Below are 16,359 nucleotides of genomic sequence, written 5' to 3' on the forward strand. Positions count from 1 at the left end.
GCTATCCGCAGGTCAACTCGATCACCAAGGCCGCGATCTACGTCGGCGAGCGGCGCTGGAACCTGAGGCTCAAGGACGGCCTCGACATCCGCCTGCCCGAGCAGGACGTCGGCAACGCGCTTGCGATGCTGTCCAGGCTCGACAAGGAAGACAAGCTGTTCTCCCGCGACATCGTCGCCGTCGACATGCGCCTGCCCGATCGCCTGGTGGTGCAGCTGTCCGAGGACGCCGCCAAGGCGCGCGAAGATCAGTTCAAGGACAAGAAGAAAAAGAAGGCCGGGGACGCTGCATGACCGGTCTCGATCGCACCCAGACGCCGAAGACGCGCCAGATGCCGCACAAGCGCGGCGGCATCGTCGCCTGCCTCGACATCGGCACCAGCAAGATCGCCTGCATGATCGCGCGGCTGAAGCCGTCGGCGCCGAGCGATGCGTTGCGCGGTCGCACCCACGCGGTGGAACTGATCGGGTACAGCCAGATCCAGTCGCGCGGCATGAAGGCCGGCGCGGTGGTCGATCTCGGCGAATGCGAGCAGGCGGTGCGCCAGGCCGTCGGGCTTGCGGAGAAGATGGCCAAGGTGCGGGTCGAGTCCGTGCTGCTCTCGGTTTCCGGCGGCCGGCTCTCCGGCCAGCTGGTCGAAGCCGCCGCCGACATCCGCGGCGGCGCCGTGACCCAGGCCGATGTCAGCCGCGTCACCTCCACCGGCATGCGCCACGCCACCGGCGAGGGCCGCACCGTTCTGCACGCGCTGCCGGTCGGCTACACGCTCGACGGCGTCAAGGGCATCCGCGATCCCCGCGGCATGGTCGCGCATCAGTTCGGTGTCGACATGAACGTCGTCACCTGCGACGCCACCGTGGCGCGGAACCTGATGCTCGCGGTGGAGCGCTGCCACATCAATGTCGAAGCCATGGCGGCGAGCCCCTATGTCGCCGGCCTGTCGGTGCTGACCGACGACGAGGCCGATCTCGGCGCGGCCGTCGTCGAGATGGGCGCCGGCACCACCACGATCGCGGTCTATGCCGGCGGCCGCTTCGTGCACGCGGCGGGTTTTGCTGTCGGCGGGCAACACATCACGATGGATCTCGCGCGCGGGCTCTCCGCGACCATTGCCGATGCCGAGCGAATCAAGACGTTATACGGGACCGTCATCACCGGCGGATCGGACTCGCGTGAGCTGATGTCTGTGCCGACAGCCGGTGACGAGCAGGATCTGCCGCAGATCGTCTCCCGCGCCACCATCGCCAACATCGTCAAGCACCGTGCCGAGGAAATCTTCGAAATGGTCCGGGACCGGCTCAAGGATTCGCCCTTCGCGTCAGAGCCCAACGGCCGCGTCGTGCTCTCGGGCGGTGCCTCGCAGCTGACCGGTCTCGTCGAACTCGGAACCCAGATTCTCGGCCGGCCCGTGCGGGTCGGACGTCCGCTCGGCTTCGGCCGGCTGCCCAACGAGGCGAAGAACGCCGCGTTCGCGGTGCCGGCCGGACTCCTCGTCTACCCGCAATATGTTCACCAGGAACATGTCGAACCGCGGCATACGCGGCAGCAGGTCAGGACAGGGACCGGCGGTTATTTCGGAAAGGTTGGACGATGGCTACGCGAGGGCTTCTGATGATTCCTTTCCGTAATTCCCGATTTTCACCAACTCCCGCGGCCGCCGGCCGGGGCGAACCCACGCGCGCGTGATCGAGAGGCAAACATGACCATCAGCATCAATGTTCCTGATATTCACGAACTKAAGCCCCGGATCACCGTGTTCGGCGTCGGTGGCGCCGGTGGCAACGCCGTCAACAACATGATCACGGCGGGCCTCCAGGGCGTCGACTTCGTGGTCGCCAACACCGACGCGCAGGCGCTGACCATGTCGAAGGCGCAGCGCATCGTGCAGATGGGCACGGCGGTCACGCAAGGCCTCGGCGCCGGCTCGCAGCCGAACGTCGGCGCCGCGGCGGCCGAAGAGGTGATCGACGAGCTGCGCGACCATCTCTCGGGCGCCAACATGGTGTTCGTCACCGCCGGCATGGGCGGCGGCACCGGCACCGGTGCTGCTCCCGTCATCGCCAAGACCGCGCGCGACATGGGCATCCTCACCGTCGGCGTGGTGACCAAGCCGTTCCACTTCGAGGGCGCGCGCCGCATGCGCACTGCCGAATCCGGCATCGCCGAGCTGCACAAGGTGGTCGATACGCTGCTGATCATCCCGAACCAGAACCTGTTCCGGGTCGCCAACGAGAAGACCACCTTCGCCGACGCCTTCGCGATGGCCGACCAGGTGCTCTACTCGGGCGTCGCCTGCATCACCGACCTGATGGTCAAGGAAGGCCTGATCAACCTCGACTTCGCCGACGTCCGCGCCGTCATGCGCGAAATGGGTAAGGCAATGATGGGGACGGGCGAAGCCTCCGGCGACAAGCGCGCGCTGACCGCCGCTGAAGCTGCGATCGCCAACCCGCTGATCGACGACAGCTCGATGAAGGGTGCCAAGGGCCTTCTCATCTCCATCACCGGCGGCAAGGACCTCACGCTGTTCGAGGTCGACGAAGCCGCGACCCGCATCCGCGAGGAGGTCGACCAGGACGCCAACATCATCGTCGGCGCCACCTTCGACGAAGCGCTCGATGGCCTGATCCGCGTTTCCGTCGTCGCCACCGGCATCGAGCAGGCCACGATCGCCCGCAACAGCCAGGCCACCAGCGCTCCGGTTGCGAACGCAGCGCCGCAGGTGCACCAGGCTCCCGCAGCTCCGGCCGCCGTGGCCGAGAGCCGTCTCGCCGACCTGACCGCGCGTCTGCGTGCCGACAACCAGCGCCTGGCTGAACGTGCCCAGAAGCTGGAAACGCAGGGTCCGGCGTCCGCCTCCGCGCCGGCCGCGGCCGCGCCGATGGCGCCGCGTGCGAACGTCGAGCGCGCTGCGCTCGCCGCCATCGCGGCTGCCGTTGCCGACGTCCCGCAGGCGCCCGCGCCGATGCAGACCTACGGCGACGTCACCGTGCGCCCGATCGCGCAGAAGCCGACCTTGTTCCCGGAGCCCGACATGGCCCCGGTCGCGATGCAGGAGCCGATGACGCCCGAAAACTTCATCCCGCCGCAGGCCGAGCGTGCGCCGGTGCGTGCGCCGCGGATGCCGCGCCTCGATGAACTGCCGATGCCGGCCCAGGCCGAGATTCGTCAGGCCCGCGGCGAGGTTGAAGAAGAGACCCCGCAGAAGAGCCGCCTGTCGCTGCTCCAGCGCCTCGCCAATGTCGGCCTCGGCCGCCGCGACGAGGAGAGTGAGCCGCCGGTTGCCGCCCGCACCACGGGTCCGGCGATGCCGCCGCTGCCGGACCGCCGTCCGCAGAAGAGCGTGGCGCAGCAGATCGCGGCCAGCGAGCCGGTATCAGAGTATGCCCGCCGTCCCGCGCCGCAGGGCCTCGACATGCATGGCCGCTCCGCGCCTGTTGCGCCGGCGCCACAGGGAGACGACCATCTTGATATCCCGGCCTTCCTGCGGCGGCAGGCGACCTGAGGATTGTTACAATAAGGCAGACGAAAAGAGGTCCCGGCAGGAAGCCTGCCGGGACCTTTCCTTTTTGACCGAGCATGCCTGGGCTACATGGCCACGTCGGCGTTCATTCCGGTCTTCCCGTCAACCTCACGCTTGGACCTGCGCCCGTCGATGCAGGTTTTGTTTTCATCCGCACCGGCCTTGAAGGAAGTGACCGCGAAGTTCAGGCGACCGCCGAGCAGGTGATCGCGACCGACCTCGCCACCGTCCTCGGCGATCGCAACGGTCCGCTGGTCTCCACCGCCGAGCACGTGCTTGCTGCGCTGCGGGGCATGGGCGTTGACAACGCCACGATCGAGATCGACGGGCCGGAAGTGCCGATCATGGACGGCAGCGCCGCGGCCTTCATTGCGGCGATCGACCAGGCCGGCATCGTTACCCAGCCGGCGCAGCGCCGCTTCATTCAGGTTTTGAAGCCGGTCTCGGTCAAGATCGGCGACTCCTTCGGCGAGATCCGGCCCTATGCCAACGGGTTCCGCGCCGAGGTCGAGATCGACTTCACCAATCCCGTCATCGGCCGGCAGAGCTACGCCTTCGACCTCAGCCCGGAACGCTTCCGCCGCGAAGTCGGCCGCGCCCGGACTTTCGGCCTGATGTGCGACGTCGCCCGGCTCTGGGGCGCGGGTTACGCGCTCGGCGCCTCCTTCGACAACACCGTCGTGTTCGACGACGAGCGGCTGCTCAACACCGAGGGCCTGCGCTACGCTGACGAATGTGCCCGCCACAAGGTGCTGGACGTGATCGGCGACCTCGCGCTGGCCGGCCTGCCCCTGCTTGGCGCCTACCGCTCGGTGCGCGGCGGCCACAAGCTCAACCACGCCGTCCTGACCGCGCTGCTTGCCGACCGTTCCGCCTGGCGGGTGGTCGAGGGCGAGGCGGTGCGTCGCACCACGCGTCCCGTGGTCGAAACCGGTCGCGGTATCGTCGGCGGCCGGATCGCCGCGGCCTACGGGCCGGACGTGTCCTAAAGAGACTTGTGCCCGCGGGCGTCTGGCGGCGGCTGTCCCCGGGAAACTCCTGGTAACCATGATCGACTAGCATTGCGGCACGTTCGCCTTAATCCGGGCGAAATGCCTGCCCATACGGTAGGTTAACGATCGTTTTTCGGATACATCGGCGTGGTCGCACGGCAGGCACCACGGCTACATTTCGCGCCCATGACGAGGTTCGTGGGCTGGCGGGCACCGCATCACAGGGCGTCAGGGCTTAAACTCATGTCGGCACAGCGTATGACGCGCGGATATCTCTTGATCTCGCCTCTCGCCCGCGGGCTGCTTCAGGCCGCTGCCTTCATCATGCTCGCGCTGCCGCTGGCCGGCTGCGGCACCGGCGCGCTCTGGGACAAGTTCACCGCCAAGGACGACACCTTCGTCGAGGAGCCCGCCGACAAGATCTACAATGAGGGCCTGTACCTCATGAACGAGAAGAAGGACATGAAGGCGGCGAACAAGAAGTTCGAAGAGGTCGACCGCCAGCATCCTTATTCCGACTGGGCCCGCAAGTCGCTGCTGATGTCGGCCTATGCGTCCTACCAGGGCGGCGACTATGACAGCTGCATCGGCGCCGCCACCCGCTACGTCACGCTGCACCCCGGCAGCCCGGACGCGGCCTACGCGCAATACCTGATCGCCGCCTCGCATTACGACCAGATTCCGGACATCAGCCGCGACCAGACCCGCACCGAGAAGGCGATCGCCTCGCTGGAAGAGGTGGTCCGCAAATATCCGACGTCCGAATACGCGACCTCCGCCAAGGCCAAGATCGAGGGCGCGCGCGACCAGCTCGCCGGCCGGGAAATGAACGTCGGCCGCTATTACGCGCAGAAGCGCGACTACACGGCCGCGATCAACCGCTACAAGGCCGTGGTCACGCAGTATCAGACCACGCGCCACGTCGAGGAAGCGCTCTACCGGCTCACCGAGGCCTATATGGCGATCGGCATCGTCGGCGAGGCGCAAACGGCGGCGGYCGTACTTGGCCACAATTTTCCTGACAGCCGCTGGTACAAGGACGCCTATAATCTTGTAAAATCCGGCGGTCTCGAGCCGAGCGAGAATCAGGGGTCCTGGATCAGCAAGACCTTCAAGAAGATGGGTCTCGGCTAGGAAATTTGGTTCCATGCTGGCGCGACTGTCGATCCGTGACATCGTCCTGATCGAACGGCTCGATATCGAATTCGCCACCGGACTCGCGGTTTTGACCGGCGAGACCGGTGCGGGCAAATCCATCCTGCTCGATGCCTTTGCGCTGGCGCTCGGCGGCCGCGGCGACGCCGGCCTCGTGCGCCACGGCGCGGAGCAGGGGCAGGTCACGGCCGTCTTCGATATCCCCAAGAATCACCCCGCGACGAAGATCCTTGCCGAGAACGGCCTCGACGACACCGGCGAGATGATTCTCCGCCGCGTCCAGCTCGCCGACGGCCGCACCCGCGCCTTCATCAATGACCAGTCGATCAGCGTGCAGACGCTGAAGGCGGTCGGCGCCGCCCTGGTCGAGATCCACGGCCAGCATGACGAGCGTGCGCTGGTCGATGCCGCCACTCACCGCCGCCTGCTCGATGCCTTTGCCGGCCTCGAGAAGGACGTTGCAGTCGTTGAGTCGCTTTGGGAGGCGCGCCGCACCGCCAACACCGATCTGGAGGAGCATCGCGCAGGCATGGAGCGGGCCGCGCGCGAGGCCGACTATCTGCGCCACGCCTCCGACGAGCTGAAGCAGCTCGCCCCCAAGGACGGCGAGGAGACCGCGCTGGCGTCCCGCCGGACCACGATGATGCAGGGCGAGAAGATCGCCTCCGACCTGCGCGAGGCGCAGGAGGCCGTCGGCGGCAATCACTCGCCGGTCGCGGCGCTGTCCGCCGCGGTGCGCCGGCTGGAGCGCCGCGGCGTCAATTCGCCGGCGCTGGTCGAGCCCGCGGTCAAGGCGATCGACGCCGCGATCAACGCGCTGGAGGAAGCCGACCAGCATCTCCTGGCCGCGCTGGCCGCAACCGACTTCGACCCGGCCGAGCTCGAACGCATCGAGGAGCGCCTGTTCGCCTTGCGCGCCGCCTCGCGCAAATATTCGACGCCGGTCGACGGGCTCGCCGCGCTCGCCGCCAGATACGCCGCCGACGTCGTACTGATCGATGCCGGCGCCTCGCGGCTGAAGAAGCTGGAGCAGGCTGCGATCGAGGCCGATGCGCGTTATGCCGCTGCCGCGAAGAAACTGTCGATGGCGCGGCAGAAATCGGCCGAGAAGCTCAACAAGTCCGTCAATGCCGAGCTCGCCCCGCTCAAGCTCGAGCGCGCGAAATTCATGACCCAGGTCGAAACCGACGAGGCCGCGCCGGGGCCGCAAGGCATCGACCGCGTCGAGTTCTGGGTGCAGACCAATCCGGGCACCAAGCCGGGCCCGCTGATGAAGGTCGCCTCCGGCGGCGAGCTGTCGCGCTTTCTCCTGGCGATCAAGGTCGTGCTGTCGGACCGCGGCTCGGCGCCGACCCTCGTGTTCGACGAGATCGACACCGGCGTCGGCGGCGCAGTGGCCGACGCCATCGGCGGGCGCCTGGCGCGGCTTGCCGGCAAGGTGCAGGTAATGGCCGTGACCCACGCCCCGCAGGTCGCCGCGCGGGCCGACCAGCACCTGCTCATCTCCAAGGACGCCCTCGACAAGGGCAAGCGCGTCGCCACCCGGGTCAATGCGCTGGCCGCCGACCACCGCCGCGAGGAGATCGCGCGCATGCTCGCCGGCGCCGAGATCACCGCCGAGGCGAGGGCGGCCGCAGACCGGCTGCTCAGGGCGGCGACGGCTTAAGCCTCGTGTCCCGGACGCGGCGCAGCGCGCCGTGAGCCGGGACCCAGAATGCCGCCGCATGGGCCCCGGCTCTGCAGTGCACCGCTGAACGAACGCTACACTGCGTCCGGGGAACAAGACCTCCGCCCATCTTTACCCTCCCGCCCGCTCCGTCGTATCCAAGCACCATGGCAAGAGCAGCAAAATCCAAACCGCTCCGTGACGTCGCCGAGCTCACCAAGGTGCAGGCCAAGGTCGAGCTCATGCGGCTCGCGCTCGAGCTCGAAGAGCATGACAAGCGCTACTATCAGGATGACGCGCCCACCGTCACCGACGCCGAATACGACGCGTTGCGCCAGCGCTTCAACGCGATCGAAAAACGCTTTCCGGAATTCGTCAGCTCGGAATCGCCCTCGCAGAAGGTCGGCGCTGCGCCGTCAGGCCGCTTCAGGAAGGTGCGGCATTCCCTTCCCATGCTGTCGCTCGACAACGCCTTTGCCGAAGAGGACGTGCGCGACTTCGTCGGCCGCATCGTGCGCTTCCTGAAGCTCGACGACGACAAGATCGACTTCTCCGCCGAGCCGAAGATCGACGGTCTCTCGATGTCGCTGCGCTATGAGGGCGGCGAGCTYGTCACCGCCGCGACGCGCGGTGACGGCGCGGAGGGCGAGGACGTCACCGCCAACATCCGCACGCTCGAAGACGTCCCGCAAAAGCTCAAGGGGCGCAATATTCCCGACATCTGCGAGGTGCGCGGCGAGGTCTACATGACCAAGAAGGCCTTCCTCGCGCTCAACGAGCGGCAGAAGGCCGAAGGCAGCACCATCTTCGCCAATCCGCGCAACTCGGCCGCCGGCTCGCTCCGCCAGAAGGATCCGACCATCACCGCCTCGCGCCCCCTGGGCTTCTTCGCCTACGCCTGGGGCGAGATGAGCGCGATGCCGGAGGCGACGCAGAGCGGCATGATCCGCTGGTTCGAGCGCTGCGGCTTCAAGACCAATCCGCTGACCAGGCTGTGTCACTCGGTCGAGGAGCTGATCGCGTTCCATCAGAGGATCGAGGAAGAGCGCGCCGAGCTCGACTACGATATCGACGGCGTCGTCTACAAGGTCGACCGCATCGACTGGCAGGAGCGGCTCGGTTTCGTCTCGCGCACGCCGCGCTGGGGCATCGCACACAAATTCCCGGCCGAGCGCGCCATGACGGTGCTGCGCGACATCGAGATCCAGGTCGGCCGCACCGGCTCGTTCACGCCGGTCGGCAAGCTCGAGCCGGTCGGCGTCGGCGGCGTGATCGTGCAGAACGTCACGCTCCACAACGAGGATTACATCAAGGGCATCGGCAACAAGGGCGAGGTGCTGCGCGAGGGCCGCGACATCAGGGTCGGCGACACGGTCGTGATCCAGCGCGCCGGCGACGTCATCCCGCAGGTGGTCGACGTCGTCCTCGACAAGCGGCCGAAGAGTGCCAAGGAATTCCACTTCCCCAAGAAGTGCCCGTGCCCGCTGCACACCGACGTCACGCGCGAGGAGACGGCCGCCGGCGAAGAGGGCTCGCGCGCCCGCTGCACCGGCGAGTTCGCCTGCCCCTATCAGAAGATCGAGCACCTCAAACTGTTCGTGTCGCGACGCGCCTTCGACATCGACGGCCTCGGCGAGAAGCAGCTCCAGTACTTCTTCGACGAAGGTTTTGTGAAGGAGCCCGCCGATATCTTCACGCTGGAGAAGCGCAACGCGAAACTCAAGCTCGAGGAGATCGAGGGCTACGGCGCCACCTCCGTGCGCAACCTCTTCGCCGCGATCGAGAGCCGGCGCAGAATCGCGCTGGAGCGTTTCGTCTATGCGCTCGGCATGCGCCATGTCGGCGAAACCACCGCGCTCGCGCTGGCGCGCGGCTACGGCTCCTGGGAGGCGTTCCACGACGCCTGCCTCAAGGTCGCCAAGGGCGACGAGGAGGCGATGGCGGACATGGATGCGCTCGACCAGATCGGCGACACCGTGATCAAGAGCATCGCCGACTATTTCGGCGAGAGCCACAACCGCGGCATCGTCGAGCGCCTGACCAGGGAAGTCGAGATCGTCGACGCGGAGAAGCCGAAGAGCAACTCGGCCGTCGCCGGCAAGACCGTTGTGTTCACGGGTTCGCTGGAGAAGATGACGCGCGATGAAGCCAAGGCCACCGCCGAGCGTCTAGGGGCGAAGGTGTCGGGCTCGGTGTCGAAGAAGACCGATCTCGTCGTCGCCGGCCCCGGCGCTGGCTCGAAGCTCGCCGAGGCCAACAAGCACGGCGTCAAGGTGCTGACCGAAGACGAGTGGCTGAAGCTGATCGGGGAGTGAGGTGGGCGCCTTCCTGACCTCCTGCTCCGCTGTCATCGCCCGCGCAGGCGGGCGATCCAGTACGCCGCGGCCTCTCCGTATCCCTGCACCGTCTCTGGAATACTGAATCCTCCGCCTTCGCGGGGGATGACACCGAGGGTGTTGTAACGGCAGTCGCTCACCGCGACGGCTACATCATCCCGCTCTCTTCCTCCTCCGCCTGCTCGATCAGCGTCTCGCTCACCACGATCTCGCGACGGGGGACGACGAAGATCATCATGCAGGCGCAGAGCAGCGAGACCGCGAGCACGGCGGAGGTCAGCGGCAGCGTCGTCGAGGAGTGGCCGCCGAGATAGGCGCCGAACTGCGACATCAGCGCGCCGATGCCCTGCTGGAGGAAGCCCATCGCGCCCGACGCGGTGCCGGCCGCTTCAGGGCGGATGCTGATCGCACCCGCGGCGGAATTCGCCATCACGAAGGCATTGCCGGCCATCACGATCATCTGCGTGCCGAACAGCCAGGCGGGCGCTTCATTCCAGCCGGCAAAACTCCAGAACAGGTTCAACAGGCTGCCGCCGAGCTGAAGGCCGAGCCCGAACCAGATCAGCTTTTCCAGCGCGTGGCGCGGCGCAAAGCGCACGCAGAGCAGATTGCCGACGAGATACGCAAAGCCTGACGTCGCAAACCACGCGCCGTATTCGGCGCTGCTGCGGCCCATCTGCGTCACCACGATGTAGGGGCCGCCGCCGGCGAAGGTGAAGATGATCTGCGAGGCCAGCACCTGGCACATCACGTAGCCGACGAAGGCGCGGTTCCTGATCAGGATGCCGATGTCGGCGCGAAAGCCGCTGCCGGCGGCGCGGCTGCGGCGCGTTTCCGGCAGCGCCACGGCGATGCCGACGGCGACCGCAACTGCGCCGATGGTGATGGCGTAGAAGATCGCGCGCCAGCCGAACGCGGTCTCGATCAGGCCGCCGGTGAGCGGCGAGAGCATCTGTCCGATCATCAGGGCCGCGACGACGAGGCTGATCATGGAGGCGACGCGCTGGCGCTCGTAGATGTCGCGGATGATGGCGCGGCTCACCACCATGCCGGTGGCGCCGCCGAGCGCCTGGAAGAAGCGCGCGGCGATCAGTTGCGGCAGGTTCTGCGCGAAGATGCAGGCAACGCTCGCCGCCACCATCAGCGCGAGCCCTGCGAGCAGCACCGGGCGCCGTCCGAACTTGTCCGACAGCGGCCCCATGATCAGCTGCGAGCAGGCGATGCCGACCATGAAGAGCGACACCGTCATCTGCGCGACCGAGATGTCGCTGCCGAAGTTCGTCGCCAGCACCGGGAGCGCCGGAACCAGCATGTAGAGCGAGATCGGCGCAATGCCGGTCATGACGACGAGCAGCAGCAGCACCACGCGCGAGGTCGCGATAGTCTTCATTGCCGCTTCCGGCGGCCTGCTGATCATGCCGTGCATGCGTGTCCGTCTCTGACAGGTTCGAATCGGACTGTAGCTTGCTCGCGCAAGACCGATATCGGCGTTTCGGAATGCGGCTATACGGATTCCGGGACGGTTATGATGAGGGCATGATGGCGACCGATTGGGCGCGTTGCTCGCGCTACAAAGGCGGTGTCATTCCCCGCGAAGGCGGGGAATCCAGTATTCCAGAGACAGAAGTGGGATGCGGAGAGGCTGCACCGTACTGGATGCCCCGCCTGCCGCCTACGCTAAAGCTCCGGCGCCCCCAGACCACAAACCCCGGCGAAGCCTTGGCGTAGCCGGGTCGCGGGGCATGACGGTTATTGTGGGGAAGCAGCGTTGCACAAATCGCGTAGTGCTATGCGCTGCACTCTGAATGACGACCTTACGCCTTCAGCTCCGCCGTCGCCTGATCGAGCCACGCTTTCGTTGTCTCGTCCAGCGCCGGCCCTACCGCGGCCCTTACACGCGCGTGGTAGGCATTGAGCCAGTCGAGCTCGTCGCGGCTCAGCATGGCGACGTCGATCAGCCGGCGGTCGATCGGCGCCAGGGTCAGCGTCTCGAACGCGTTCATCGGCTTCTCGGCGCCCTTGATGTCGGCGGCGACCACGAGCTCGAGGTTCTCGATGCGGATGCCGAATCCGTCGGTCTTGTAGTAGCCGGGCTCGTTGGAGAGGATCATGCCGCGCTTCAGCGGCGTGGTGCCGAGCTTCGAGATCCGCGCCGGCCCTTCGTGCACGCTGAGATAGCTGCCGACGCCATGGCCGGTGCCGTGCTCGAAATCGACGCCGACGGCCCAGAGATATTGCCGCGCCAGCGTGTCGAGCTGTGCGCCATTGGTGCCGTCGGGGAAGATCGCGCGCGCGATCGCGATATGGCCGCGCAGCACGCGGGTGAAGCGGTCGCGCATCTCGCCCGTGGGCTCGCCGACCGCCATGGTGCGCGTCACATCAGTGGTGCCGTCTTCATATTGCGCACCGGAATCGATYAGCAGCAGGTCGCCGGGCGCGATGCGCCGGTTGCTCTTGCGGGTGACGCGGTAGTGCACGATGGCGCCGTTCGGGCCGGTGCCCGATATGGTCGGGAACGACACGTCCTTCAGCGCGCCGGTGTCGCGGCGGAACGTCTCCAGCGCTTCCACCGCGTCGATCTCGGTGAGCTTGCCGCTGGGCGCTTCGCGATCGATGAAGGCGAGGAAGCGCGCCAGCGCCACGGCATCGCGGCGATGCGCCGTCTGCGTGCCCCTGATCTCGGTCGCGTTCTTGACCGCCTTGAGCAGCGCAATCGGATCGCTGCCGCGCACAGGCTTGCCGCCGGCGCCGGCGATCAGCCGGCTCAGCGCATCGGCCGCGGTGGCACTGTCGAGCGCGATCGCGGCGCCGCTCTTGGCCATCGCCATCAGCGTCGGCGCCATCGCATCGGGCTCGCGCACGTCGGCCGACTGCTCGAGATGGTCGCGCGTCAGGTTGGAAAGCTTGCGGTGGTCGATGAAGATGGTCGGACGGCCGTCCTTCGGCACCAGCGCGTAGGACAGCGGCAGCGGGGTGTGCGCGACGTCGGCGCCGCGGATGTTGAAAGTCCAGGCCACGGCATGGCTGTCCGACAGCACCAGCGCGTCAGCGCCGACCTTGGCGATCTCGCTTTTGATCTGCGCCAGCTTCTCGGCCTCGCCGATCCCGGCATGTTGCATTCCGTGCACGGCGACGGGAGCAACCGGCGGCTGCGGCCGGTCGTGCCAGACCGCGTCCACCGGATTGCTGTCGACCGCCACCAGCTCGGCGCCGGCCTTGGTGCAGGCGGCGGCCAGACGCTCGGCTGCCGCAAAAGTGTGCAACCAGGGATCAAATCCGAGGCGGTCGCCGGCTTTCAGATGCGCCGACACCCAGCTCTCCGGCGGAGGGTCGATCAGCGATTCCACCGCCCAGGCCTTTGCGTCGACCTGCTTGGCCGCCTGGATCGTGTACCGGCCGTCGACGAACAATGCGGCTTCGTGGGCCAGCACCACCGCCAGGCCCGCCGATCCGGTAAAGCCGGTCAGCCAGGCGAGCCGCTCTTCCGAAGGCGCCACATATTCATTCTGCTGCTGGTCGGCGCGCGGAATGACAAAGCCGGTCAGCTTGCGGCGGGCGAGTTCTTCGCGGAGTGCGGCAAGGCGCGCCGTCAATGCGACGCCGGCCTCGGGCTCTTCGAATGTCTGGAAGTGTGCTTCGAACATGGTGGATCACTTTAGGATTATGGGGATCGCTCCGCAATGTGGACGCATTCGCGGCGCATCTGGCATGGACTGTGCTTGAAAAAGTTCCGCTTGAGTCGAGTGGAGTAAATGGATGCGGCCTTTGAGCTCCGTCCGGATAACAGGGAAGTTCGAGCAAGTGTTTCTACTCAACGGCGAGGGGACACRCGATGCCAGCGTTCACGTTTGAGAAGATTTCGCCGCCGGCCCGCCGGGCCCCGGCCGCAACCACTCCGAAGAAGCCGCGCGGTCTCATCAGCCAGATGATCGACCGTATCGCCGAGCGCCGCGCGAGGCGCGTCTTGCAGGGTGAGCGCGCGATGCGCCGGGACGAGAAGCCGGCAGAGTAGCGTGGCGATGGCGATGTCGTCGTAGGGTGGGCAAAGGTGCAGAGCGCCGTGCCCACCACCTCCCCGTGATCGCAGATGAACTCGGTGGGCACGCTTCGCTTTGCCCACCCTACGCCGTCACTGCTGCACTTCACCCAACCTTCCGCAGCAACAGGCTGCTCCACCCCTCGATCCGCAAATGCCGCAGCGGCACGAGGCCGCGTGCGCGATAGGCGGCGATCACGGCGGGGGCCTGGTGCGTCAGCAGCCCGGAGAGGATGACGCGCGCCCCGGGCGCCAGGTGCCGCGCCATCGGGCTCGCCAGGTGCCGCAGCGGATTGGCAAGGATGTTGGCCAGCACCAGGTCGAACCGGCCCGCCCGGGCGAAATCCGGCGCGGCGAAGCCGGTGGCGCGGATCACCCGCACATGGTGACCGACTTCGTTCAGCCGGCCGTTCTCGGCCGCCACCCGCACCGAGGGCGGGTCGATGTCGGAGGCAAGCACGGCGCGATGTAGCGCCTTCGCGGCCGCGATCGCCAGCACGCCGGTTCCGGTGCCGAGGTCGAGCAGGTTCCTCGGGCGGGAACTCTTCAGGACATGGTCAAGCAGGAGTAAACAGCCGCGCGTGGTGCCGTGATGGCCGGTGCCGAAGGCGAGCGCCGCCTCGATCTCGATCTTGAGCTTGTTCGGCGCGACGCGGTCGCGGTCATGGCTGCCGTGCACGACGAAGCGTCCGGCCGGCACCGGGACGAGATCTTCCAGGCTGGCCTTGACCCAGTCCTTGGCTTCGACGGTATCGAAGGCAAGCGTGTCGGCAATGTCATTTCCTGCCGAATTTACAACGAGTTCGCGCAGCCAGGCCTGGTCCGGCGCATCCGCAAAATGCAGCGTGACGTCCCATTGTCCGTCCGGCCGCTCGAACGCGGCGACGGCCGCATCGCCCTCGAAGAACACCTCGGTGAGCACGTCGACGACGCGCCGGGCAGCAGTCTCGGTGCCGATCGAAAAGCTGGCGCGATGGGTGGGAGAAAGCTGCATGCTAGGGTTCCGTCAGGTTCAATTTTTGGAACTTTTGTTCCCAATTTTCCGCATAACTTGCAGTTCCGGGGTTAACCCGACCGAAGTTTGCGCCCCGTAGATTTGCGGATGTTGGGGCCAACCAACACAGCTTGAAATAGAAACGGAGGCGAGTCTTGACGCGCATGGTTTTGAAGTTCTGGTCCGATGAGTCCGGTGCGACCGCAATCGAGTACGGCCTTATCGCGGCCGGCATCGCGCTCGCGATCATCACCGTGGTGAACGGCCTGGGTACCACGATGAACGATAAGTTCACTTCGATTAGCACCTCATTGAAGTAATTTCCGCCTCCCATTTTCCAGCGGGGGCTACTTTCTTCTTAGGCCGTTTTTTGACGATCGCCCGCACAGGGAATTGCCCCTGGCGGGCGAAGTCGTTTTCCCGCGTGCGATTCCCGGCCGATATCCACCGGGTTGTCCGCCATTTGCCAGAGCGTTATCCACCGGCTCCTCCCGTCATCGCCCGGCGGTTTTGCACCGCCTGTCCCCAGACTTGTCCCGATGGTCTGGTGCCGCCATCCCCTTCCTGGCACACACCTGCCAACAGGCTTGTCCACAGCCCATCCACAGACCTATCCACGGCTTCCGAACAGCGAGCGGTGATCCCGCAGGATCGCCTGCGCCGCATTGTGGCCGGGAGCGCCGGTGACGCCGCCGCCGGGGTGGGCGCCGGAGCCGCAGTGGTAGAGGCCTTTCAGCGGTCCGCGATAATCGGCATGGCCCAGCATCGGCCGGGCCGAGAACAGCTGGTTCAGCGTCAGCGCGCCGTGGAAGATGTCGCCGCCGAGCAGGCCGAACTGCCGTTCGAGATCGAGCGGGGAGAGAATCTGGCGGCCGAGCACGCTGGCCGCAAAACCCGGGGCATATTTATCCACCGTCGCGATCATGAGATCGGCGACCTCCTCGCGATGGTCGTCCCAGGATTTCCCGTCAGGCAGCTCCGGCGCGACGTGCTGGCAGAACAGGCTCGCGACATGCTTGCCTGCGGGCGCCAGCGTGTCGTCGAGCGTGGAGGGGATCAGCATCTCGACCACGGGTTCGCGGCTCCAGCCTTGCGCGCGCGCATCGAGAAAGGCCCGGTCCATGTAGCCGAGGCTCGGTGCCATGATGATGCCCGAGGTGAGGTGATCGCCGTCATCCGGCAGCGCCGTGAAGGAGGGCAGACGGTCCAGCGCCACGTTCATGCGGAAGGTGCCGGAGCCGTTCTTCCAGTGGCGGATGCGGGCGAGGAAGTCCTTCGGCAGGGCGTCGGCCGCGATCAGCCGCGTATAGAGCAGCTTTGGATTGACGTTGGCCGCGACGTATTTCGCGCGGATCGTCGCGCCGTTCTCCAGCACGACGCCGACGGCGCGGTCGCGTTCGACGATCACCTCGCGCACGCCGGCATCCGTGTCGATCGCGACGCCCCGGCCCTGCGCGGCGCGCGCCATCGCCTGGGTGATCGCGCCCATGCCGCCGATGGCGTGGCCCCAGACGCCCTTCTTGCCGTTCACCTCGCCGAAGGCGTGATGCAGCATCACATAGGCCGAGCCGGCGGCGTAGGGGCTCGCATAATTGCCGACGATGGCATCGAAGCCGAACAGCGCCTTGACCAGATCATGCTCGAACCGTTCGTCCAG

13 protein-coding genes are annotated in these 16,359 nt (G+C 66.8%); 9 read left to right on the forward strand and 4 right to left on the reverse strand.

Annotated elements, in window-relative coordinates; genetic code table 11:
- The 7 genes from AC1D00_RS07735 to ligA form a co-directional block, all read left to right on the forward strand.
- Window positions 1–293, forward strand: a 293-nt coding sequence (locus tag AC1D00_RS07735; RefSeq protein ID WP_477010250.1) for a cell division protein FtsQ/DivIB, incomplete at its 5' end; no start/stop codon positions are given.
- Window positions 290–1,612, forward strand: coding sequence for a cell division protein FtsA (ftsA, locus tag AC1D00_RS07740; protein WP_477010251.1), 1,323 nt, complete (start codon window positions 290–292; stop codon window positions 1,610–1,612). The genes AC1D00_RS07735 and ftsA, both read left to right, overlap by 4 nt.
- A gap of 87 nt (window positions 1,613–1,699) precedes the next feature.
- Window positions 1,700–3,505, forward strand: coding sequence for a cell division protein FtsZ (ftsZ, locus tag AC1D00_RS07745; RefSeq protein ID WP_027544672.1), 1,806 nt, complete (start codon window positions 1,700–1,702; stop codon window positions 3,503–3,505).
- Window positions 3,506–3,579: 74 nt separating this feature from the next.
- On the forward strand, window positions 3,580–4,512 hold the full coding sequence (gene lpxC / locus AC1D00_RS07750; protein ID WP_477010252.1) for a UDP-3-O-acyl-N-acetylglucosamine deacetylase: 933 nt from the start codon (window positions 3,580–3,582) through the stop codon (window positions 4,510–4,512).
- Window positions 4,513–4,758: 246 nt separating this feature from the next.
- The gene (locus tag AC1D00_RS07755; protein ID WP_477010253.1) at window positions 4,759–5,649 is read left to right on the forward strand and encodes an outer membrane protein assembly factor BamD; all 891 of its coding nucleotides are present in this window, start codon (window positions 4,759–4,761) and stop codon (window positions 5,647–5,649) included.
- A 13-nt stretch (window positions 5,650–5,662) separates the two neighbouring features.
- The gene (gene recN, locus AC1D00_RS07760) at window positions 5,663–7,336 is read left to right on the forward strand and encodes a DNA repair protein RecN (RefSeq protein ID WP_477010254.1); all 1,674 of its coding nucleotides are present in this window, start codon (window positions 5,663–5,665) and stop codon (window positions 7,334–7,336) included.
- Window positions 7,337–7,503: 167 nt separating this feature from the next.
- Window positions 7,504–9,651 (forward strand): NAD-dependent DNA ligase LigA, encoded by a 2,148-nt coding sequence (gene ligA / locus AC1D00_RS07765; RefSeq protein ID WP_477010255.1) that lies wholly within the window; start codon window positions 7,504–7,506, stop codon window positions 9,649–9,651.
- A gap of 169 nt (window positions 9,652–9,820) precedes the next feature.
- Here ligA and AC1D00_RS07770 read toward each other — a convergent pair whose 3' ends face one another.
- Entirely contained in the window at window positions 9,821–11,098 is a 1,278-nt protein-coding gene (locus AC1D00_RS07770) for a multidrug effflux MFS transporter (protein ID WP_404553681.1), read from the reverse strand.
- 388 nt (window positions 11,099–11,486) lie between these two features.
- Window positions 11,487–13,316, reverse strand: a complete 1,830-nt coding sequence (locus AC1D00_RS07775; RefSeq protein WP_477010256.1) for an aminopeptidase P family protein — start codon at window positions 13,314–13,316, stop codon at window positions 11,487–11,489.
- 188 nt (window positions 13,317–13,504) lie between these two features.
- Between AC1D00_RS07775 and AC1D00_RS07780 the strand changes: the two genes are divergently transcribed.
- A complete protein-coding gene (locus AC1D00_RS07780) occupies window positions 13,505–13,684 on the forward strand; it encodes a hypothetical protein (RefSeq protein WP_135175862.1) in 180 nt (59 codons plus the stop codon).
- Window positions 13,685–13,814: 130 nt separating this feature from the next.
- On the opposite strand, the gene AC1D00_RS07785 is transcribed toward AC1D00_RS07780, so the two are convergent.
- Complete coding sequence (locus AC1D00_RS07785; RefSeq protein ID WP_477010257.1) at window positions 13,815–14,702, reverse strand: 50S ribosomal protein L11 methyltransferase; 888 nt, start codon at window positions 14,700–14,702, stop codon at window positions 13,815–13,817.
- A gap of 164 nt (window positions 14,703–14,866) precedes the next feature.
- Here AC1D00_RS07785 and AC1D00_RS07790 point away from each other — a divergent pair, with 164 nt between their 5' ends.
- Entirely contained in the window at window positions 14,867–15,022 is a 156-nt protein-coding gene (locus AC1D00_RS07790; RefSeq protein WP_049823422.1) for a Flp family type IVb pilin, read from the forward strand.
- A gap of 290 nt (window positions 15,023–15,312) precedes the next feature.
- On the opposite strand, the gene AC1D00_RS07795 is transcribed toward AC1D00_RS07790, so the two are convergent.
- Window positions 15,313–16,359: phytoene desaturase family protein (locus tag AC1D00_RS07795; RefSeq protein ID WP_477010258.1), on the reverse strand; the 1,047-nt coding region annotated here is incomplete at its 5' end.

The organism is Bradyrhizobium sp. P2_E8 (assembly GCF_056403875.1).